A 22,583-nucleotide genomic window follows, 5' to 3' on the forward strand; every position below is an offset into this window, starting at 1 on the left:
ACGCAGGGTGGTAATCATTTCGTACAGACTTTCGGCTCCGCCATTCTAATCGGCTCCTTGATCGGGTAGCCCGGTCGACCATAGTTTGCACAGCTTGTCGTCACTTTCACCTCATCGCAGGATAAAAAATGCACCGTAATCCCGCAGGTTTCCTGCCCCGTATAATCAGGCATGGGTACAATTGCACTATGTTCGCGAGTTTTAGCTTTCATTTTGGTACGCCAAAGATTGTATTTTTCCCTATCTGCAAACCCAGGAAACCCTTCCATATTTCCGGCTCCAGTTTCCCATTCAACCCTGACCGTCATTCCCGGTTTCCACTTAGAGGGTACGCTGTAGCAGCAGCCGCCACCGCCCCCCTGGTATGGCCCGATAATGTCAATCCCCGACTGCCCATCAACGCTGAAATGGTTGATCGCCCATTTGGTGTGGTTGACCGCCTCTATCGTTCCGGCCAGAGCTGTCTGGCAAGTCGTCGCCAGAAATAACGCGCCTGCCGCAACGTAAATTCCTTTTTTCATATTTCATTCCCTTAATGAATAAACAGATAACGTACATCTTGCTTAGCTATATCCTTCCGGCTGGCATGACTAAGCATTACAGAGGAATAATAAACGCAGGGTGGTAATCACTTCGGACAGATCTTCGGCTCCACCATCTTAAGCGGCTCTTTGACGGGGTGATTTGGGTTGTTGTAGGTCAGGCAGCTCGTTGTCACTTTTATCTCATCGCAGGGTAAAAAATGAACCGTGATCCCGCAGGTCTCCTGCCCCGTATAGTCCGGAATCGGCACTACCTTGCTGAGTTCGACGTTATTAGCACTCATCTTTTTTTCCCAAGCCAAATATTTGGCGGTGTTCGCAAAGCCGGGAAAACCTTTAGTAGACGCTTCACCTCTTTCCCATTTCACTCGAGCGTTCATACCTGAACTCCATTTCTCAGGAACACTGTAGCAGCAGCCACCGCCCCCTCCCTGATAAGGTCCAATGGCATCAATCCCCGACTGCCCATCGACACTGAAATGGTTGATTGCCCATTTGGTGTGGTTGACCGCCTCTATCGTTCCGGCCAGAGCTGTCTGACAAATCGTCGTCAAAAATAACGCGCCCACTGCCGCAACGTAATGTCCTTTTTTCATTTTGCATTCCATTAATAATAATGAGACAGCCGGGCGCAAGACGGTCATTCAGGATTCGATATGCTGACGTTCTCTCAGCGAATCGATCACCCAATCCTCTCGCGCTTTATCCAGCATGATCCTTTTTTCTGTTGCGGTAACCATTGCCGTATAACAGGCTGAAAATCGTTCTTCCAGAGAAGCAAACCACTCAGCCGGAACGTCCCGGTGGCGAAGGAGCAGCTTAACGTCGCAGATGCACATCAGGCGCTCGAACTGGTTGTCGCTGAAGGCAATTTTGCTGCATTTTTCTTCTTTCGCTGGCTGTGCGCCGTTCCCCATCAGCAGAGCCGGATTGCCGTCGTGATCCAGCCAGCTCCAGAACAGCGCCGGGCGCTGCAGCTGAACCTGCTGCTCTGGCGTAAGAATATCGGAGAACAGGAAAGGGAAAATGCGCGCATCAAAGTACCGAAACAGCCCCTCACGCCCTTCGTGCGTTGCATCAACGCAGTCAGTAAGCCACTCCGCCAGCGCAGAAAAAGCCCATGGGGAACATATCGCCATCAGCGGAGCGGTGTCTTGCGTTTTCAGCACCAGCTCGCTAAGCCACTGCATCTGCTGAGGATCGCTGAGCGTCATACGCACCAGGACCGGAGCCTCTTCGGGCAGGGCATCCTCCGGTAGCCCCTGATAAAGAGACTGCCATTGAAGCCGGGAAGAAAACTCCCGCAGCGCGGGAATAACGGAAAAATCGATACCGCACTGATCGATAATGAAATCGAGATGATTCGTTTCAATATCTGCGCAGGTCTGCTGAAGCCAATTTATCCAACCGGTAATGTTCATTTATGCCTCCCTCGGCACAAAGCCTTGCGCGAGCCGCTGCGCCTTCTTCAGACACTCCCTGCACACCGACGAGGGCAGCTCCGGCAGCGGATAGTCCTGGCTCGCGGGGCTCGTCCACTGGTGCTGCCCCTTCAGGCTCAGCAGCCCCGGGCCGTGCACCTTCACCTCGCCCTCCGGCGTCAGCTGAATGTACGCACCTCCGCACGCCAGCGTGATGCCGTTCTTCGCCGTCAGCTGAAGATGCCCCTGCGTCGACTGCACCGTCACGTCCTTCAGCGACGTCAGCGACAGCGTGTCCGCATGCGACTCCACCGCCAGCGGGCCCTTTGCCGACACCAGCCGCATCCCCTCCCGGTGCGCCAGCACCGATATCCCCTGGCTCGCGTTCACCGAGTAGCGCTGCGCCGTGCTGACGTTCACCTCCCCCAGACTCTGCAGATACAGCCCTTTTCCGCTGTGCAGCAGCGTCGTTTCCGGCGTCACCGCGGCAATGCCCTTCGGCGCGGACATCAGCAGCGCAGGCTCTTTAAGCTCGCCCGCGCCGGAGGCCAGCGCGCTCAGCGGCTCCGCGTCCGGGGCCGCGTTGTGGTGCGTCTGCGCGATGCTTCCCCACCCGCTCACCTGGTTAACCGCCCCCTTCAGCAGGCTGATGGCCGCCGCCATCTCCCGCACCTCACCCTGCGCCTTCGCCTGACCGTCCGCCGTGATGAACAGACCCTTCTGCGCCCGTATCGCGCCCCAGCTGTCCGTCCTGAGCTCAAACCCCTCTCCGCGCGGTTTCTTCTCGCCGTCCACCAGGTGCCCCAGGTTCAGCTGGCTCTTGCCGCCGTACTCCGTGCTGACCTTGATGTGCTCCTTCCCGCGCTCGTCGTCCAGGCGGATTTTGTTGTTCGACGGCGTGCGCAGCACGTTGCGCTTATAGTTGCGGATGGTGACGTGGTCCCCGTGCGCCGAGTCGTGCAGCACCCCGGCAATGTACGGCCGGTCCGGGTTGCCGTCCTCAAAGCCTATCGCCACCTCCGTTCCCGCCAGCAGCGGCAGGTGCAGCCCGTAGGTGTCCCCCGCGTACGGCCGGGACTGGCGCACCCACAGGCTCTCGAACCCGGTCTCCCAGCCGTCGCGGTCAAACAGCATGTTGACCCGGTAGCGCCCGTCCTTGTCGATGTGTCCGTAGGCGTCGTTTTCCGTGGTGCTGGTCACCCGCGCCGGCAGCGTCCCGGCCATCACCGGACGCGTGCCCGGCTCCGGGCGGAAGGCCGTCTCCGCGCCGTCCGGTATCCCCGTAAAGCGCACCTCAAAGTCCCGGTCCCGGCGGGCCTCGCTCTCCGTCGCGGTGATGACCGCCCCGCGTGCAAACGCCTCCGGCACCTCAAACCCGCCCGTCACGGTCAGCACCTGGCCCGGCGCCATCGCCGGGCTGCCGGTCACCCCCGACAGCCGCGTCTGCCCGTTCAGGTAGCGCTCGTGGCGCAGCCGGGCGTAAAACGCCCCCGTCTCCGGCGCCGGGCTGCGGTCGTACGCCCCGCCCGCCGTCAGGTAGTTGTCCGCGTAGTGGTACGCCTCGCCGTAGGTGGTGGCGTCGCCGCCCGTCACGTCCGCGAGGGCGTTCATGTCCTCATTCGCCTGGCGGTAGTTGTAGTCCCGCGTGCTGACCTGCTTCTGCACCACGCTGTGGCGGCACTGCATGCCCCACACCGAGTCCGCGCCCTGCGCGTGCTGGCCCGACGGCGGCACCGACGGCAGCGTCAGCCCCTTCTCATACCCCTGCCGCCCGTCGCAGAACTCCACCACGTCGATGTTGAGCCGCGTGTCGGTGGTGAAGCGGAACCAGATGCCCACCTCGCCCAGCAGGCGGGTGATGAAGCGCAGGTCGTCCTCGCCGTACTGCATCACCTGCTCCCGGCGCGGATACTCTTTTGAAAGCGAGAACAGGAAGTCCTGCCCGCGCAGGCCGTGGCGCTCGCGCAGGATTTTCTCCACTATCTGCGGAACCGACATGTCCTGGTAAATCGCGCTCTGGTGCGAGCGCGACAGCAGCGCCAGGCGCGGCTGCAGGGTCAGCGCGTAGTGCGTCTCGTCCTTCGAGGTGCCGAGCCGCTCGAACCCGCTCACCACCCCCTGAATCACCCGCACCGGCTGCTGCATCCTGATGCCAAAGCCCTGGTCCACCGGCGCCTGCAGGGTCAGCGACGCGGGCTTCATCAGCATCATCTCCCGGCCGATGGCGTGGTTATCGCTGGTGAACTCAATGCGGTAGCTGAACGGCACGCTCAGCGCGTCGCTGCCCGTAAAGGCCAGCACGTCCGTCGTGGACGGGCAGTCCTTCACCGAAAGCAGATGGTGGCTGTGGGTGAACCGGGTTACGGGATTTGTGCTCATGGTGCCTCTCCTGTGGCCGTGCTGACTTAAGGGTCAATCCTTTTGTTGTCCCGCTATGGTGGATGGCGAAAGCGGACTTAACTGACGATCCTGATCCCAGACTGCTGCAAACGAGACGAAACTGCACTGATCATCTCCTGGTGCCGGGCGCTGGCAATAAGGGACTGTTGTCGGGCGGCCACCTGGACCGGCGCGGCATCCGCGGGCAGCATCGCAGCCGGGGATAACGTCTGTACCTGCCCGCTGGCCAGATCTTTCACCCTGTGCACCTCGGTCAGCCGGCCTGCTTCTTCCCGGGTTTCTACCGTATATTCCACCCGGTTCGACGTGGCAGACGCGCCCACTACCCTGCCGTCCACGGAAATCAGCTGGACCTGCTTGTTGGCCATGTCACCAAAGTAGATCATTCGATAGCGGAAGTAGCCGCCCCAGGGCTCCCTTCCTCCCATTGAGCTTTGCATAAACCACGCCCGGGAATCGTGGATTTGCTCGTCATACAGCGCCAGCAGTTCTGCGCCTGGATGCGTCCGAATGCCCGTTCCCAGCCTGTCGGTAAACAGGCGAATGTAGTAATAGTCGCCGCCGTCGCGCATCTGCTGATACTCAGCTTTCTCATCGTCACCGTTGAGCAAATAGACCGGCTCTTTAGGTATAACGTCCAGAGCAATTTGTTTCGCTTTTTCCACCAAGCTGCCGTTGATATCCCGATACCAGTTTCGATAGTCGTGCTCAAACTCGCGGGCGGCTTCACGCAGCTGATACTGCGCGTTGGTGGGATCGTAATCGGGTATGCCCTGCTCGACGGTGTCCTGCCAGCCCGGCTTAGAGCGGTCAATATCCTTACGCTTATTGACTATGTCCGCCTGTTTTTTGGTGTAGTCTTTTTCTTCCTGTGGAAGTTCACCAGGTGGCAGCTGCGGTGCATCAACATAAAAAGGCTGCGTCAGCAGGCTATGGTGCGCATAGCGCCCAATGCGCCACGCCGTCATCCAGGCCATCTGCCCGATAATTGCGCTCTCCAGAACGTGCGGAAGCTGATAAGGCCGATAGCCCGGCTCAGGGGAAACGGCATTTTTCTCGTCGTCCGGCACGGCGTCCATTAAGGTCTGACGCCAAAGGTTGAAGCGTTTGATTAACGTTGCGCTCAATGTAAATTCATTCAAACTCTCTGGAGACATTATTCGCGACGGCTGTAGAGGCTTTATTAATGGCGTTATGGCTTTTGGTATAACCGATAATGGAGCACCAGCCTCAAAAGCCGCAAGATACAGATCGTGAAGAACAATCTGCGATAACACCTCCCCCACCCCACCCGGCGATTTCCCCTGATCTCCTGGCGGGTAGCCGCCCCCCACGTCGGAGTGCATGCCCGGATAGACCACCTCCAGAGTATTCGGTGGATAGCTACCGTCCGGTCGGCGCACGGAGTCCAGCGGGAAGCTGAGCCGCTGCTCGTGGGCAGCGATAAAGTGGCGGCAGCAGCGTATCAGCCCCGGGAAGCGACGCTCGTCCGGCAGCTGCTGGGTACCGTCGGCCCATCCCATATGCCCCGTGGCACCCGGCGCAACGTGCGCGATACCCACGGAGGGCACCGTATCCAGAATACCGAGAAATTCAACGCTTACCGGCAGTCCCAGCAGGCTCATCTCAGGCTGCCCGCCCTCCTGCGGTGCGGTAAACAGCTCCGTCAGCCAGCTAACGAAGGTACGCGCCTCTGCGGCCCCGCGCGAGAAACCGTAAACAAACAGCTTCACCGCCAGCAGGTGCGGCCTGGCCTGTCTGACCTGCGCCTTGAGCGGAGCCAGCAGCGCGTTGATGGCGTTGCGCCGGTTCACCTCGCCGGTAATCGGCCAGTGGGCGCGCATGTCGGGCAGCCGCGCCCGGGCAACGCTGTCGTCCAGACGCTGATGAGTGGGGGTGATGGCATACATCAGCGCATCCACCAGGCGCAGCAGCCCCCAGTTGATGCGGTCCTCGCCACCCGCGGCAAAGGCCAGCCCGGACGTACTGTAGTCTAACTCGTTAATTTTAGGGAACGGGGTGCCGACGCCGGGAATGTAGTATCGGAAATAGCCTTTATCTTCTGCATCCTGATAAGTCGCATGAAACAGCTTCGCGATATTTGTGGGATGTGGGGGATCAGCAACCGTCGTATCGTGTTTTTCGTTGTTACCGGTTCCGTCAAAAAACAGGCTAATGTGCAGGCTCTGGCTGCACGTAAAGCCGACGCGGCATTCTGCCTGCTCGCTTAGCTCCAGTTTGAACTTCTCCTCCTCACGCGTCTGCTTTTTATAGTTCGCGTTAACCTGCTCGGGCGTCAGCGCCAGACGCCCCCCTTCCGGGAACACCGGCGGGGCCCAGCAGGGCAGCCCAAGGCTTACCGTGGACATTGTGCAGGCTCCTTCATATTCATCGGCTCTTTAATCGGATAGTCCGGCGTGCCGTATCCCTCGCACACCGTCGTCACCTTCACCTGGTTACACGGCAGAAAATGCACCGTTATACCGCAGCGCTTTTCTCCATACTCCGGGATATCTACCACTGTGCTGTGCTTCTGGTAATTTGCGGCATGGCGAGCATAAGCATCCTCTTCATAACCGAACCCTTCCTTTTTCATTGGAATATCTTCAGTTGGATTAGGATCGACTTCCCACTTAATATGCGCTTTCAGACCCGGCGTCCATTTCATAGGCAGCATGACGCAGCAGACTCCACCACCCAATCCGGAAGCACCATAGCCATTCACACTAAACCAGTTAATACTCTGTCCCGCGACATGGTTTTTTGCCCGTAAATCTCCCGCCGTATAGTCATCGCCGTTTCCCGCCCGCGAGCACCCCGACACCATCACAATGGTCAGAATAAAAAGCATCCTTTTAAGCATCATTCTCTCCTGAACAGATATTCCGTTGCGCCAGTTTTATTGCGGACATTGTGCAGGCTCCTTCATATTCATCGGCTCTTTAATCGGATAGTCCGGCGTGCCGTATCCCTCGCACACCGTCGTCACCTTCACCTGGTTACACGGCAGAAAATGCACCGTTATACCGCAGCGCTTTTCTCCATACTCCGGGATATCTACCACTGTGCTGTGCTTCTGGTAGCTGGCTTTAACTTCTTTTTCCCATTTTTTATATTTTTCCCTGTCTTGATAGCCGGGAAATGGAGAGGCTGTGTCAGGATCAACTTCCCACTCAATATGCGCTTTCAGATCCGGCGTCCATTTCATGGGCAGCATGACGCAGCAGCTGTTACCTGTTAAACGACCACCATAACCGTTTACCGTAAAATAATTTATCCCCTGCTGTGTATGATTAAACCCGCGAATATCCCCCGCCGTATAGTCATCACCGTTTCCCGCCCGCGAGCACCCTGACACCATCACGATGGTCAGAATAAAAAGCATCCTTTTAAGCATCATTCTCTCCTGAACAGATATTCCGTTGCGCCAGTTTTATTGCGGACATTGCGCAGGCTCCTTCATATTCATCGGCTCTTTAATCGGATAGTCCGGCGTGCCGTATCCCTCGCAGACCGTCGTTACCTTCACCTGGTTACACGGCAGAAAATGCACCGTTATACCGCAGCGCTTTTCCCCATACTCCGGGATATCTACCACTGTGCTGTGCTTCTGATAGCTGGCTTTAACTTCTTTTTCCCATTTTTTATATTTTTCCCAGTCTTTGTAACCTGGGAATTTGGACGCGGTTTTTGGATCAACTTCCCACTCAATATGCGCTTTCAGATCCGGCGTCCATTTCATGGGCAGCATGACGCAGCAATATCCTCCACCTTCACCGTAAGCCCCAATATTGGGGCCACCATGACCATTAACCTTCACATAGTTAATGACGTTCGGAGTATGATTTATCCCGCGGATATCCCCCGCCGTATAGTCATCGCTGTTTCCCGCCCGCGAGCACCCCGACACCATCACGATGGTCAGAATAAAAAGCATCCTTTTAAGCATCATTCTCTCCTGAACAGATATTCCGTTGCGCCAGTTTTATTGCGGACATTGTGCAGGCTCCTTCATATTCATCGGCTCTTTAATCGGATAGCCCGGCGTGCCGTATCCCTCGCAGACCGTCGTTACCTTCACCTGGTTACACGGCAGAAAATGCACCGTTATACCGCAGCGCTTTTCCCCATACTCCGGGATATCTACCACTGTGCTGTGCTTCTGATAATTTGCGGCATGACGAGCATAGGCTTTACGAAATTCATCAGTTCCGAGAGATGGTAAGCGGGCATATGGTTCAGGATCGACTTCCCACTCAATATGCGCTTTCAGACCCGGCGTCCATTTCATGGGCAGCATGACGCAGCAGACTCCACCACCCAATCCGGAAGCACCATAGCCATTCACACTAAACCAGTTAATACTCTGTCCCGCGACATGGTTTTTTGCCCGTAAATCCCCCGCCGTATAGTCATCACCGTTTCCCGCACGGGAGCACCCCGACACCATCACGATGGTCAGAATAAAAAGCATCCTTTTGAACACCTGCGCCTCCTGCCTGAATTTTTACCCGGTAATATTAATGCTCTCTTTTTAACATCAACCTTTTTTATCTTGTTATGAGCGGTCAATATTCAGATTAAACACCCGTTTCGCCATTTTTCTCACTCTCACTGAACAAACCGAGCCGCTGAACATACTCATCAAGCGCGCCCCAGTACCCTTCCCGACTGGCTGCCAGCGCGGCATCAAAACATTTTCGAAATTTTTCTTCAGGGAGAATGTCAGCCCGGTCAATCTTACGGGACAGCATATCGGCATCGCTGATACACCCAATTATTTCAATCTGCTGGTCGCTTAACGTCAGTTTTTCGGGTTTGGGGAGAACCCGGCAGTCTGGCCCAATACTTCCCGCTTTCCAGGCCTGACGGCTATCGCGGTCAAGCCATCCCCAGAAAAATGCAATACGCGTAAATTGCGCCTGCTGCTCCTCGGATAATGCATGGCTTAACAGCGACGGAAACACCCGGCTGTCGTAAAACCGTAAAATGCCGCCCTGCTCTCCCCATTCAAACTGCGACAGCGCCAAAAGATGGTTTTTACATTGATCAAACACCAGCGGACTGATGAGCAACATTAAGCGAGACGCGCTTCCCCAGAAACGCATAAGCTCTTCCAGAAACATTCGGTGTTGCCCTTCAGACCAGAAGAAACGCGCCACTACTGGCCCTTCGTCCTTCACGCCTTCCTCCGGCATCCCCTCATACAGAGATGCGTATCGAATTTCCGGCGTAAATTCACAGAAAAGATCTTTTGTCGTTCGACCGGATCCCGTGAAGTCAATAATGACATCGATGTAGTCGAGACCGGCATTTCGGCTTAAAAACTCTGACTGTTCAAGCCACTGTTCAGCGACGCAAGCCGCCGCGCCTGATGATTTATCCACGCAGCACCACTCCCATCGCCTCTTCTTGCGCCTTCTTCAGACATTCCTTGCACACCGACGAGGGCAGCTCCGGCAGCGGATAGTCCTGGCTCGCGGGGCTCGTCCACTGGTGCTGCCCCTTCAGGCTCAGCAGCCCCGGACCGTGCACCTTCACCTCGCCCTCCGGCGTCAGCTGAATGTACGCCCCTCCGCACGCCAGCGTGATGCCGTTTTTCGCCGTCAGCTGAAGATGCCCCTGCGTCGACTGCACCGTTACGTCCTTCAGCGACGTCAGCGACAGCGTGTCCGCATGCGACTCCACCGCCAGCGGGCCCTTTGCCGACACCAGCCGCATCCCCTCCCGGTGCGCCAGCACCGATATCCCCTGGCTCGCGTTCACCGAGTAGCGCTGCGCCGTGCTGACGTTCACCTCCCCCAGACTCTGCAGATACAGCCCTTTTCCGCTGTGCAGCAGCGTCGTTTCCGGCGTCACCGCGGCAATGCCCTTCGGCGCGGACATCAGCAGCGCAGGCTCTTTAAGCTCGCCCGCGCCGGAGGCCAGCGCGCTCAGCGGCTCCGCGTCCGGGGCCGCGTTGTGGTGCGTCTGCGCGATGCTTCCCCACCCGCTCACCTGGTTAACCGCCCCCTTCAGCAGGCTGATGGCCGCCGCCATCTCCCGCACCTCACCCTGCGCCTTCGCCTGACCGTCCGCCGTGATGAACAGACCCTTCTGCGCCCGTATCGCGCCCCAGCTGTCCGTCCTGAGCTCAAACCCCTCTCCGCGCGGTTTCTTCTCGCCGTCCACCAGGTGCCCCAGGTTCAGCTGGCTCTTGCCGCCGTACTCCGTGCTGACCTTGATGTGCTCCTTCCCGCGCTCGTCGTCCAGGCGGATTTTGTTGTTCGACGGCGTGCGCAGCACGTTGCGCTTATAGTTGCGGATGGTGACGTGGTCCCCGTGCGCCGAGTCGTGCAGCACCCCGGCAATGTACGGCCGGTCCGGGTTGCCGTCCTCAAAGCCTATCGCCACCTCCGTTCCCGCCAGCAGCGGCAGGTGCAGCCCGTAGGTGTCCCCCGCGTACGGGCGGGACTGGCGCACCCACAGGCTCTCGAACCCGGTCTCCCAGTTATCCCGGTCAAACAGCATGTTGACCCGGTAGCGCCCGTCCTTGTCGATGTGCCCGTAGGCGTCGTTTTCCGTGGTGCTGGTCACCCGCGCCGGCAGCGTCCCGGCCATCACCGGGCGCTTTCCCGGCTCCGGGCGGAAGGCCGTCTCCGCGCCGTCCGGTATCCCCGTGAAGCGCACCTCAAAGTCCCGGTCCCGGCGGGCCTCGCTCTCCGTCGCGGTGATGACCACCCCGCGCGCAAACGCCTCCGGCACCTCAAACCCGCCCGTCACGGTCAGCACCTGGCCCGGCGCCACCGCCGGGCTGCCGGTCACCCCCGACAGCCGCGTCTGCCCGTTCAGGTAGCGCTCGTGGCGCAGCCGGGCGTAAAACGCCCCCGTCTCCGGCGCCGGGCTGCGGTCGTACGCCCCGCCCGCCGTCAGGTAGTTGTCCGCGTAGTGGTACGCCTCGCCGTAGGTGGTGGCGTCGCCGCCCGTCACGTCCGCGAGGGCGTTCATGTCCTCATTCGCCTGGCGGTAGTTGTAGTCCCGCGTGCTGACCTGCTTCTGCACCACGCTGTGGCGGCACTGCATGCCCCACACCGAGTCCGCGCCCTGCGCGTGCTGGCCCGACGGCGGCACCGACGGCAGCGTCAGCCCCTTCTCATACCCCTGCCGCCCGTCGCAGAACTCCACCACGTCGATGTTGAGCCGCGTGTCGGTGGTGAAGCGGAACCAGATGCCCACCTCGCCCAGCAGGCGGGTGATGAAGCGCAGGTCGTCCTCGCCGTACTGCATCACCTGCTCCCGGCGCGGATACTCTTTTGAAAGCGAGAACAGGAAGTCCTGCCCGCGCAGGCCGTGGCGCTCGCGCAGGATTTTCTCCACTATCTGCGGAACCGACATGTCCTGGTAAATCGCGCTCTGGTGCGAGCGCGACAGCAGCGCCAGGCGCGGCTGCAGGGTCAGCGCGTAGTGCGTCTCGTCCTTCGAGGTGCCGAGCCGCTCGAACCCGCTCACCACCCCCTGAATCACCCGCACCGGCTGCTGCATCCTGATGCCAAAGCCCTGGTCCACCGGCGCCTGCAGGGTCAGCGACGCGGGCTTCATCAGCATCATCTCCCGGCCGATGGCGTGGTTATCGCTGGTGAACTCAATGCGGTAGCTGAACGGCACGCTCAGCGCGTCGCTGCCCGTAAAGGCCAGCACGTCCGTCGTGGACGGGCAGTCCTTCACCGAAAGCAGGTGGTGGCTGTGAGTAAAACGGGTTACGGGATTTGTGCTCATGGTGCCTCTCCCGCGCTGAACTCAAGCACAATCCCCTCTTCCTCGTCCCAGCCCAGGCTCAGCGACTCAGGCTTCTGCCCCGCCGCCATGTGCGTCAGCAGCTGCTGGCTCAGTACCGGCAGGATCTGCTGGTTCAGCAGGCTGTCGATGTTGCGCGCCCCGGTGTCCGGCAGCAGGCAGGCGTCCGTCAGCGCGTCCATCAGGCCGTCGGCGATCGCGGTCTTCATGCCGTAGTGGCGCGCCAGGCGTTTGCTCACCTGGCTCAGCTTCATGCCGACGATGGTGCGCATCGCCGCCTGGCCCAGCGGGCGGTAAATCACCGTCTGGAAGCGCGCCAGCAGCGCGGGCTGGAAGTGGTCGCGCAGGATCGGGCGCAGCAGCTCGTGCAGATCTGCCTCCGTCGCTTCCGGGGATTCATTCAGCAGCTGCATCAGGTGGTCGCTGCCGAGGTTGGAGGTCATCAGAATAACCGTGTTGCGGAAGTCGATTTCGCGCCCCTCGCCGTCGCGCATAAACCCGCGGTCAAAGACCTGGTAAAACAGGTTCATCACGTCCCGGTGCGCCTTCTCGACCTCATCAAGCAGCACCACGCTGTACGGGCGCTTGCGCACCGCCTCGGTGAGGATGCCGCCCTGGCCGTAGCCGACGTAGCCCGGAGGCGAGCCCTTGAGCTGGCTGACGGTGTGCGGCTCCTGGTACTCGGAGAGGTTGATGGTGATTAAGGATTTTTCGCCGCCGAACAGCTCGTCGGCCAGCGCCAGCGCGGTCTCGGTCTTGCCGGTGCCGCTGGTGCCGACCAGCAGGAACACGCCCTGCGGGCCGTTCTCCGGCGCGAGGCCGGTTTTGGCGGCGCGCAGGCGCTGCGCGATGGCGTTCAGCGCGGCGTCCTGGCCCACCACGCGCGTGGCCAGGCTCTCTTCCAGGCTCAGCAGCTCCGTCTGCTCGTCCTTCATTAACGAGGAGAGCGGCACGCCGGTCCAGTCGGCAATCACCGTTGCCACGGTGCGGGCGTCCACGTCCAGCCCCAGCAGCGGGCTGCCCTGCTGCACGTCGCCGAGCTGGCGCTGCAGGTCCGCGATGTCCGCCTGGCGGGAGATGTCCTGGCGGCAGGCCAGCAGCTGCTCCGTCAGCTTCAGCTCGTCGCCGTACTGGGCTTCCCGCGCCCCGAGCGCCAGAAGGATGCGGCCCTCCTCCTGCTCAATCGCCGCCAGGCGCTCGCCGTGGGAGGTGCTCCCGACCGCGATATCCTCCAGCAGCGCCTGCTTCTCCATATCCAGCGCGGTGAGCTGCGCCTTCATGCGGGTCAGCGGCTCGGGCACGGTGTCGAGGCTCATGCGCACGCGCGCGGAGGCGGTGTCGAGCAGGTCAACGGCTTTATCCGGCAGCTGTCGGCCCGTCAGGTAGCGCCTGGAGAGGGTGACGGCGGCGCGAACCGCCTCGTCGGTGATGTGCACGCCGTGGTGCTCCGCGTAGCGGGACTTGAGGCCGCGCAGCATCAGGCAGGCGGTGTCGTCGTCCGGCTCGTCCACCTTGACCATCTGGAAGCGGCGCTCCAGCGCGGCGTCGCGCTCGAAGTACTGCTTGTACTCGCTCCAGGTGGTGGCGGCGATGGTGCGCAGCTCGCCGCGCGCCAGGGCGGGCTTGAGCAGGTTGGCGGCATCCGCGCCGCCCGCCTGGTTGCCCGCGCCGATGATGGTGTGCGCCTCATCAATGAAAAGGAGCACCGGCAGCGGCGACTGCTGCACCGCCTCAATGATGTTTTTCAGGCGCTGCTCGAACTCGCCCTTCACGCCCGCGCCCGCCTGCAGCAGGCCGAGGTCGAGGGTGCGCACGGAGACCGGCTTCAGGCTGTCCGGGACGTTGCCTTCGGCAATGCGCAGCGCCAGCCCCTCGACCAGCGCGGTTTTGCCCACGCCCGGCTCGCCCACCAGAATCGGGTTGTTCTTGCGCCGGCGTGAGAGGATGTCCACCATCTGGCGGATTTCATTGTCGCGGCCAAATACCGGGTCGATTTTGCCGTCCCGCGCGCGGGCGGTGACGTCGAGGGTGAACTTATCCAGCGCGCTCTGCAGCGCCGGGCTGAGCTCCCCTTCCTTTATATCCGCATTCACCGGACGGCCCACGAACGCCACCTCGTCACTTTTGGCCAATTCTTCTTCCTGCTGCACCTCTTCGCGCTCGTCGGACTGCGCGTCCAGCAGCCCGCGCAGGCGCTCGAGCTGGCTCAGCCCGGTGGTGGTCAGCGGCCACAGGCCGTCACAGCGCGCCAGCGACGGCTTTTCGACAATCGCCATCAGCAGGTGCACGCTTCGGATCTGCGTTTCCCCCGCCAGCGAGGCGTGCAGCCACGCGTTCTGCATCAGGGTGCGGATGCCGTCAGAGAGCTCCGGGCGGCCGCGCACCGAGCGCGGCAGCCGGTCGAGAAACGCCAGCAGGTCCTGCCATATCGCGTCCATGTCCCACTCGTAGCGGCGGGCAATCACCGTGATGTCCCCTTCGCCCTGCTCCAGCAGCTTCAGCAGCCAGTGCTCGGGGAGGATTTCCGCGTGCGCGCGGGTCTGGCACAGGGAGGCGGCCCCTTCCATCGCGCGGGCGCAGTAGGGATTAAGACGACGTAACAGAACGGCTGGATTTTCCATGAGACTCTCTCTTTATCAGTTCCGGGCACGCTACCGCCCCTCGCTGTTTACTTACCAAAGCGCATCAGGTCAGGCAGGCAGATTGTGTGTTCTTTGCTGAGCGTCCGTTATGGCAGGCGCTCAGCAAAAACGGCGGACAGGGTTTCCTGTCCGCAAAGACGATTACCCTAAATCATTCGCGTCGCAGGAAGGCGGCAAGTTCGCGAATCCCCGGGAGCATAGATAACTATGTGACCGGGGTGAGCGAACGCAGCCAACGCACCTGCGGCGCGAAGGATGACGGGTAATTACGCAGTTGTGCGTTCGTTCCAGGAATCGGAATGAATGATGTTGCCGTCTTTATAGGTCCAGGTGATTTTTTCGTAGCGCAGCTCAATCTGTTCCAGATGGTTGTGCTTCTCGAAGGACGGATCCTTGACGTCGTGCATCAGCGGGTTCACCTTCACCACCTTCACGTTTTCCAGTTTGGTGTTGAAGTACTCCACTTCCTGGCCCGCGTCGTTGATTTTGTACCACTTGAATTCAGCCGATTTCAGGGTCTGGCCGGTGGTCACCGCCTTGTACAGGTACGGGCTGGAGGAGTCGATTTCCTTGGTGAACAGGAACGGCGTGTGGATACGCGTGCCGGTCAGCTTGCCGGTGTTGTTGTCGGTCGGGATGTACAGGTTGTGCTCCTGCGCCACCACCTCGATGCTGCCCTCGCGGTCCTTAACGTCCACAGACCCTTTGATGTCCGCGCCGCCGTCGTCCTTGAGCCACAGATAGACTGGAATTGCCATGTTATTTCTCCATTTCTTGAGTTGAAACGTCACGTATATCCTGTGACGCGGTTGTTGCGCCCGGCAGCTGGCAGGCGTTCGCCTGCGGCACCAGGCTGATTTCGACACGGCGGTTCAGCGCCCGGCCTTCGGTCGTGTCGTTGGTTGCGATCGGGCGGCTTTCGCCATAGCCCTGCACCGCGAAACAGCTTTCCGGCACGTCGCCGGTATCGCGCATCCAGTCGCGCACCGATTCCGCGCGCTTGAGCGAAAGCACCTGGTTGGATTTGTCGTCGCCGGTGCTGTCGGTGTGACCGGCCACCACGATGAGCCAGCCGGGCTTCGCCTTGATGCCCACCAGCGAGTTCACCAGCAGCTTGGTGGAGCCGGGCTTCAGCGCCCATTTGCCGGTGTCGAACAGCGACATGCTGTTGAGGCGGACAATTTTAGGGACGGCTTTTTCGACCGGTTTTGGCGGCGGCGGTGGCGGCACGTATGAACGAATAGCGTCCAGTACGGGGATGCGTAAGCGTTCACCGTGGTACAGCCCGAGGCTCATATCCATGGGCTCGCCATTACGCGCCCAGCGATCAAGCTGCGCGGCATCCTCACGCAGTACCTGCACGGCGCGCGCCTTCGGCGCGTAGTTGTCCATTGCAATGCGATCGTAGTGCCGGATATCGAAGCTCAGACGCTGGATCAACATGCGGTTATTCCAGGCGCTGCTGAGCAGGGCGGCAACGGCCGCCAGGGTAAAAATGCCCAGCGCACAGCGCCAGGTTCGGGTGCGCGGCGTGAGGCCCTGGCCTTCAGGCAGCAGAGGCAAAACAAAGTCCGGGAAAAGGGACATCACCGTCGTGTCCGTTCCCACCGGCTGCCAGCCTGTGACGTGATGCATGGAGGTATGGCGCGACAGCCATGATGTCCAGGCGGAGGATGCCAGGCTTCCCGACAGAATAGGCCCTAACCCCCACAGCACCGCGGTTGGCGCAATCACCGGAATATCCGACTCGTCGCTGATGAACACGTCCTTGACGTGGACCCGGAACCAGGTCATCAGGCTGTTCATCAGGACCTGCTGCTGCATTGCCATCGCGCCGCCCGTTGTCACCCAGGCTGAAATCGGGCTTGGCGCGGAAGACGCACGCCATACGCGAATGCCCTCGCCGGAAATGGCCGCCTGCCAGAGCATGTCGTCCATCATTGAGCTGCCCACCAGACCGTTCAGCACCACGGGCACGGTATGGCCGGATTCACGACGCAGCTGGCTGATTTGCCAGCGAAGCGTCAGCAGATGGCTGGTTAACGCCTCACTGTCCGCATGCTTCTGCGGGCAGACGCTGACCATCACCGAAAGCTGACGCCCCCAGTGGGGACGCTGACGCAGCACGTATCGGGCGACCTGTACCAGATCCTGCGACTCTTCAACCCTGATCCAGCAGCCCTGGGGCACGGTCAGCACCTGCGACCGTTCCGGCCATGCCTGCGGTAAATCACCGCAAACCAGTACCACCGGCTGGCGCCAGGTGGCTTCAGGAAGATTATCGATGTGAAGGTTGCTTTCGTTACGGGCCATGCGGCTGGCTGCAAGCCAGGCGACAAAAATCACGCCCAGCATCCCGGACAGAATAAAGAGGGATAAGATCCGAGAAACCGGAAGAAATGCGAGGCAGAGCACGATGCTGAGGAAAGCCGCCCACAGGGCCAGCCCGCGCTGTTGTGCAGGACTCATTTCACCGCTCCAGGCAGCAGGGTGGCGAGCATCCGATCCAGCCAGCCGTCAAGCCCCCACCAGAGCGCGGCGATGACGAACGCGCAAACGCCGATACGCACCGGCCAGGAGGAAAACCAGCCGCTCATTCCCCAGCCGGCGTGGCTTTCAGCCAGTATCGGGTGATTCTGCGGATAGCTAAAAGGCTGAACGCGCTCGCTGAGAGCCTTAACCAGGCGCTGGCGTTCAGGATCGTTCAGAGAACGGTAGCTGCCGAGGAAGCCCAGCATCATGACGCGCTGAAAACAGGTCAGCACGGCGTCGTCCGGCGCCGGTTCGCGCAGCACGTCGCGCATCCGATCGCAGAGCGTATCCCCGGCGTCCATCGTGCCGAGGAAATGCCCCTGCAAAGGAATGTCATACCACTGAACGCAGGCATCATCCTCCACGCCCCGGCCCTTGACGGCTTCGTCAAGCAGCGCGCACTGCGCCGTAAGAATGTGCCTGCAGCTGGCCTCATCCATGCCGCTTTCTTTAAGGATGCGCTGCACTCGCTCGGCATCGGCCACGCAGCGTTCCCAAAGCTGACGCCCTTCACCTTCCTGGAACCGGGGGCCGTGGCGCAGGCTGATAACCTGCAGCCAGGTGTCCTGCAATAGCGCGTCGATATCGACAGGCGCGGCCTGGCCGCGCATATGCTCACTCATGTTCTCAGCACCGCAAAGAGTTCAAGTTCTGGCTCCCCGAGCATGCCCGGGACATAAAACATGCAGCTGCCGCTCTCCAGCATTTCGATCGCCAGAGGATGGGAAACGTCGAGGCTGAAATACTGGTTTTCGAGACGCAGCGGGATCGCCGCGGGCACGTGGCGCAGCGGCGTCAGCGGGATACCCTCGCGCGAGGAGTTGACGATCGCCCTGACGTGATCCGGGCTGCCGGCCTTGCACTGGCGAGGGAACTGCTCGTGCAGCTGTGCCACCGGTACCGGCGAGCGAACGGAGAGGTAATAGTCGGCGCCTTCGCGCAGGCGCGGATCGTGAAGGCGTGCCTGCCAGAAGTGCAGCCGCGCGTTATGCTCCAGCGCGATCGCCACCACGCGCGACGGCAGGCTGGCCTCCAGCAGATCGCTGAGCAAATCAAACAGCGGCGGGAAAACGGCGTTCAGGTTTTCATGCTGGTAGACAGGGATAGCACTGACCTGGTGTGCCAGAGAGAACGTCAGAAGGCTGCCGGCAAGGCGCGCCAGCTCCGGATACAGCCGCTCAACCGCGCTTTGCGGCGTGCGCTGAAACTGACCGAGTACCGGTTCTGCGCTGTTAAGCGCGTTGAGTAGCCAGAACAGAGAGACGTCGGCCACGGCAAAATCGGCCATCCGCTCGTTGCTTTCCCTGCGCATCGACATCAGGCGCGTCAGGCGGGCACGAAGCTGCGTCAGCAATTGCTCAAGCTGAGCCATCAGCCAGCGGCTGCTTTGCAGCGTCAGCAGCGGCGGGAGGAACGCTTCATCAATCCGCCAGCCGCCCTGGGTGTCCTGCTGAAGGCGGGCCACCGGGCAGGTCAGATAATCACTGTTGTTTTGATGCGCAAAGCGCAGCGTCAGCTCCGGCTGCAGTACCGCAATCTGTCGGGAGTCGTCACCAAACTGATTGCGTACATCGTGCCAGCGCTGGCGATAGCGTGTCGGACGCTCGGCCACTTCATCAGGCTTCAGGCAGTTGCCGCCGTTTGCCCGCATCAGAGGGAGCGCCAGCAACACCACCACGTCCTGCAGGTCGTTATCCAGCGAGAGCGCGGGAGGGAGCGCATCGGCGTTTTCCGTGTCGATCAGCGTGCCGTCCTGAAAACGGAGATGCAGCCGGCGGGCCTGCAGGCGCCCAAGCTTCAGGGCGTCCGTTTCAAAGCTCGCGTCAATGATCCCCCAGGGGTGATTAAGCCCCATCTGCGCAATGCATTCAGCAGACCAGGCTGCATACGCAGCCTGCTGTTGAAAATGCTGGGGCGAGACCATAATCCCCCGCCCCCATAACGGTAATTCCGTCTTCATTTTCGTCCTGTTTTACGCTTTCGCTTTCGGCATCTGGCTGACCAGAGACAGATTCACGTCCATCCCTTCCACCTGGAAGTGCGGCACCGCATACAGACGCACGCGGAAGAAGCCCGGGTTGTCCTCGATGTCTTCCACCACCACCTTCGCGTCGCGCAGCGGGTGTGACGCCTGCAGCTCGTCGCCCGGATCGGTCATTTCCGTCACCAGCCCTTTCACCCAGGTGTTCAGCTCCAGCTCCAGCAGGCGACGGTCTTTCGTCGTACCGATGTTTTCGCGCTGGATCAGCTTCAGGTAGTGCGCAATGCGCGACAGCAGGAAGATGTACGGCAGGCGCGCGTTGATGCGGCTGTTGGCGGTCGCGTCCGCGGTGTCGTACAGGGCCGGCTTCTGGGTGGAGTTCGCCGAGAAGAAGCACGCGTAGTCGCGGTTCTTGTAGTAGGAGAGCGGAATGAAGCCCAGGTTGGCGAACTCGAACTCGCGGGTTTCCGGGATCATCACCTCGGACGGGATTTTCACCTGGTTGCCGGTGCCGAGGTCATACAGGTGGATCGGCAGGTCTTTCACCGCGCCGCCCGCCTGCGGACCGCGAATCTGCACGCACCAGCCGTTGTTGATGAAGCTCTTCACCATGTTGGAGGCGAAGGCGAACGACGCGCTGGTCCACAGGTACTTCTCGTGATCCGGGCCCTTCACCTGCTCAACGTAGTTGAAGCTGCGCACCGGCACGGTGTCCGGACCGTACGGCAGGCGGCCCAGCACGCGCGGCATCACCAGCCCGATGTAGCGGGAGTCGTCGGTGTCGCGGAAGGATTTCCACTTGATGTATTCCGCGCGGTCGAAGTAGTTGCCGATATCCTTAATTGCGGCCACCTCTTCCATCGAATCCTTCAGGAAGAATTTCGGGCCCACGGAGCCGATAAACGGCATGTGCGCAGCGGCAGAGACTTTGGAGATGTTGCGCAGCAGCGCGATGTCCTGCGGGCTGGCGTCGAATTCGTAGGAGGAGATGACCGAACCAATCGGCTCGCCGCCCGGGGTGTCATACTCGGCGGTGTAGGTGTGCCAGTACAGGCCGCTTTGAATCAGTTCAGGCGCATCTTCGAAGTCCTGACGCAGGTCGTCTTTGGAGACGTCCAGGATTTCGGTTTTCACGTTCTGGCGGTAGTCGGTGTTGTCCACCAGCTGCTTCAGGCCGCGCCACAGGGATTCCACCTTCTGGAACTCGTTGTGGTGCATCACCGCGTCGAGCTGGCGGCTGATCTGGAAGTCCAGCTCGGCGATGTGGTGGTCAATCAGCGTTTTGTCGAGTTTTTCCACCTGCTGTCCGGACTTGCGGATGCAGTCCATGAAGACCTGCATCGCGGCGGTCAGGCGTTCGCCCGCCGGGGCTTCGGACAGCGCCGCATCGTCCAGAAACGCGTTGATATCGCCCAGGCTTGACGCCGGAGCAAGATTAATTTTTTCAAAAAGAGACGCGTAAACGCCCTCTTTCTCAAGAACCGTGGTTTGCCCCTGTGCCGGGCTTGTTTCAGTATTAACAGACATCAGCATTCTCTCGTGTAATCCATTAAAAAAACGTGCGCGCCTTATTTCGGGGCAAGCGCGCTCATCTCATCGCGTAATTCCTGGGACAGCGCCGGATCTTTAAGAATTTTCTCGAGCTCTTTTCTGAAAGTGGCGTTATCCAGCAGATTGGATTTGAGGTCGCGTAATAAATTACGCATGGCCAGCATGGCGCGCAGCTGAGGGATCTGGCGTGCAACCTGCTCTGGCTCGAAGTCTTTCATATCTGAGAAGCGTAATTTCACGCTCTCTTCCGAGCCGTCGCCCGCCAGCGTATTCTTGACGGTAAGATTTACTTCCGGAGAAAATTCTGAGAGCACGCTGTTGAAGTTATTTTTGTTGACGTTGATTTTCTCTCTTTCAGATAACGGACGGGACTCTTTGCCATTACTGAAATCGCCAACGGTCAATAGCTTCAGAGGCAATTCAACTTTCTTTTGCGCTCCCCCCGTGTGTAAAGCCAGTTTTAAATTGATGCGTGCCTTAGGCACTTCGTTCTGGAACGTATCAGCCATAGCAGTCCCTTTCCTTAAGGAATGAAGAGTAATTGAACAGCGGTTTTTTAGCGAAGCCATAATAGAATAAAAATCCACCCAAGATCAACTTAGCAGATCAATGATCCATTTTAGGAATTTTATTAAGAATTTTCTTCTGAATTGAGGAGAGAAGCCTACTGCAAACGCAGCGTAAAAGAGGGTGGAGTCACTACTTATTAAACAAATGAAAGAATGATTATCTAATTATGTTAAAAATATTGGCTCAATACAACCTTACGGGCCGTAAATTGATATTTATCAATACAGAAAAAGCACACCTTGCGGGGAGCATAAGATACACAGCGTAAAAAGAAATTCAAACCGTTATGCTCCTTACACTGGGTCCATAATAAGACTTTCATTAATAATATGATATATCTTCTTAAATCCGAGAAAAAACCTAGGAATTTTCTTGCAGAAAAAACCGTGAGCCAGGATACAAAACGCAAAAGATAAGTTCGATTCCATACATTATGCAAAAACCCATCAATGAAAAATTCACTACATAAATACCCTCGACCGCCTTATTAATTGAAAGCGTGAATCCTCTACGCAGGCTCATGGCCAGAGCTAATGCTTCCGGGATATATTTTCTTACATGTGCTCATTCTTATAAGAAAGCCCCTCGCGATAGCGCCACGATCCACTTACAGTTTTTTCCTGGAGACTCACCGGCTCGCTTATGTCATGCTGAATCCCGCTCATAACCGAAACGTTAAATGAGGATATTATGAAAAAAACAATCATTGCACTGTCTGCCGTTCTGCTGGCTTCTCCCGTTTTTGCTGCAACTACACACGCAACTGACGACACCGTAGCTGCGGCAAACGCTAACGCCAACGACGCAAAGCAAAAGCTGCATGAAGAGCAGAACAAGGGTGAAGAGCTGAAGCTTAAGCAGCAGCACGCCGCTGAAGGTAAAAGCGAGAGCTTTGGCAGCAAGGTGAGTGAAGATTCACAGAAAGCCTGGCATAAAACCAAAGAAGGCACTGAAAAAGGGTGGGATGCCACTAAAGAAGGTGCAGAGAAAGGCTGGAACAAAACCAAGCAAGGTGCCAGCGATTTAGAGAAAAAAGTTACCGAGTAATCCACGCTCGTTCAAAAGGCCGCCCTCGCGGCCTTTTTTCATTTTGCGGCTTCGCTTGCGTCACCGAAAAACTCATACATCCATCGTATTATCTCAACGAATTTATTGGGGTATTTTTTTCTAC

General features: G+C 59.2%; 19 protein-coding genes. 1 reads left to right on the forward strand and 18 read right to left on the reverse strand.

Annotation, left to right across the window (positions count from 1 at the left end):
* Positions 1-14: 14 nt before the first annotated feature.
* The 18 genes from V1599_RS19250 to tssB all read right to left on the reverse strand — a co-directional run bounded on the left by V1599_RS19250 (position 15) and on the right by tssB (position 21,351).
* Positions 15-521, reverse strand: a complete 507-nt coding sequence (locus V1599_RS19250; RefSeq protein ID WP_395300657.1) for a DUF3304 domain-containing protein — start codon at positions 519-521, stop codon at positions 15-17.
* 107 nt (positions 522-628) lie between these two features.
* Positions 629-1,138 carry a DUF3304 domain-containing protein gene (locus V1599_RS19255; RefSeq protein ID WP_395300658.1) on the reverse strand — a complete coding sequence of 170 codons (510 nt, stop codon included), beginning with the start codon at positions 1,136-1,138 and terminating at the stop codon, positions 629-631.
* A 48-nt stretch (positions 1,139-1,186) separates the two neighbouring features.
* On the reverse strand, positions 1,187-1,963 hold the full coding sequence (locus V1599_RS19260; protein WP_395300659.1) for a DUF4123 domain-containing protein: 777 nt from the start codon (positions 1,961-1,963) through the stop codon (positions 1,187-1,189).
* Positions 1,964-4,342: a type VI secretion system Vgr family protein gene (locus V1599_RS19265; protein WP_395300660.1), complete on the reverse strand. Its 2,379-nt coding sequence runs from the start codon at positions 4,340-4,342 to the stop codon at positions 1,964-1,966.
* A 77-nt stretch (positions 4,343-4,419) separates the two neighbouring features.
* A complete protein-coding gene (locus V1599_RS19270; protein ID WP_395300661.1) occupies positions 4,420-6,732 on the reverse strand; it encodes a T6SS phospholipase effector Tle1-like catalytic domain-containing protein in 2,313 nt (770 codons plus the stop codon).
* A complete protein-coding gene (locus V1599_RS19275) occupies positions 6,720-7,229 on the reverse strand; it encodes a DUF3304 domain-containing protein (protein ID WP_395300662.1) in 510 nt (169 codons plus the stop codon). The genes V1599_RS19270 and V1599_RS19275 overlap by 13 nt, the downstream gene beginning before the upstream one ends.
* 33 nt (positions 7,230-7,262) lie before the next feature.
* Entirely contained in the window at positions 7,263-7,760 is a 498-nt protein-coding gene (locus V1599_RS19280) for a DUF3304 domain-containing protein (RefSeq protein ID WP_395300663.1), read from the reverse strand.
* Between the two features lie 36 nt (positions 7,761-7,796).
* Positions 7,797-8,312, reverse strand: coding sequence for a DUF3304 domain-containing protein (locus V1599_RS19285; protein WP_395300664.1), 516 nt, complete (start codon positions 8,310-8,312; stop codon positions 7,797-7,799).
* Between the two features lie 36 nt (positions 8,313-8,348).
* Entirely contained in the window at positions 8,349-8,849 is a 501-nt protein-coding gene (locus tag V1599_RS19290; protein WP_395300665.1) for a DUF3304 domain-containing protein, read from the reverse strand.
* Positions 8,850-8,943: 94 nt separating this feature from the next.
* Entirely contained in the window at positions 8,944-9,750 is an 807-nt protein-coding gene (locus V1599_RS19295; protein WP_395300666.1) for a DUF4123 domain-containing protein, read from the reverse strand.
* Entirely contained in the window at positions 9,743-12,118 is a 2,376-nt protein-coding gene (locus tag V1599_RS19300) for a type VI secretion system Vgr family protein (RefSeq protein ID WP_395300667.1), read from the reverse strand. The genes V1599_RS19295 and V1599_RS19300 overlap by 8 nt, the downstream gene beginning before the upstream one ends.
* A complete protein-coding gene (gene tssH / locus V1599_RS19305; RefSeq protein WP_395300668.1) occupies positions 12,115-14,757 on the reverse strand; it encodes a type VI secretion system ATPase TssH in 2,643 nt (880 codons plus the stop codon). The genes V1599_RS19300 and tssH overlap by 4 nt, the downstream gene beginning before the upstream one ends.
* 287 nt (positions 14,758-15,044) lie before the next feature.
* Positions 15,045-15,536, reverse strand: coding sequence for a type VI secretion system effector Hcp (hcp, locus tag V1599_RS19310; protein ID WP_046885950.1), 492 nt, complete (start codon positions 15,534-15,536; stop codon positions 15,045-15,047).
* A gap of 1 nt (position 15,537) precedes the next feature.
* Positions 15,538-17,247 carry an OmpA family protein gene (locus V1599_RS19315; RefSeq protein ID WP_395300669.1) on the reverse strand — a complete coding sequence of 570 codons (1,710 nt, stop codon included), beginning with the start codon at positions 17,245-17,247 and terminating at the stop codon, positions 15,538-15,540.
* Positions 17,244-17,933, reverse strand: coding sequence for a type VI secretion system protein TssL, short form (gene tssL / locus V1599_RS19320; RefSeq protein ID WP_395300670.1), 690 nt, complete (start codon positions 17,931-17,933; stop codon positions 17,244-17,246). The genes V1599_RS19315 and tssL overlap by 4 nt, the downstream gene beginning before the upstream one ends.
* The gene (tssK, locus tag V1599_RS19325) at positions 17,930-19,270 is read right to left on the reverse strand and encodes a type VI secretion system baseplate subunit TssK (protein WP_395300671.1); all 1,341 of its coding nucleotides are present in this window, start codon (positions 19,268-19,270) and stop codon (positions 17,930-17,932) included. Before tssK ends, tssL begins: the two co-directional genes overlap by 4 nt.
* Positions 19,271-19,282: 12 nt before the next feature.
* Complete coding sequence (gene tssC / locus V1599_RS19330) at positions 19,283-20,818, reverse strand: type VI secretion system contractile sheath large subunit (RefSeq protein WP_395300306.1); 1,536 nt, start codon at positions 20,816-20,818, stop codon at positions 19,283-19,285.
* Positions 20,819-20,859: 41 nt separating this feature from the next.
* Entirely contained in the window at positions 20,860-21,351 is a 492-nt protein-coding gene (tssB, locus tag V1599_RS19335; protein ID WP_112009617.1) for a type VI secretion system contractile sheath small subunit, read from the reverse strand.
* 751 nt (positions 21,352-22,102) lie between these two features.
* Here tssB and V1599_RS19340 point away from each other — a divergent pair.
* Positions 22,103-22,459: a hypothetical protein gene (locus tag V1599_RS19340; protein ID WP_112009618.1), complete on the forward strand. Its 357-nt coding sequence runs from the start codon at positions 22,103-22,105 to the stop codon at positions 22,457-22,459.
* The last annotated feature ends 124 nt before the right edge of the window (positions 22,460-22,583 follow it).

It is taken from the genome of Enterobacter sp. ECC-175 (genome assembly GCF_043968675.1).
Taxonomy (GTDB): domain Bacteria; phylum Pseudomonadota; class Gammaproteobacteria; order Enterobacterales; family Enterobacteriaceae; genus Enterobacter.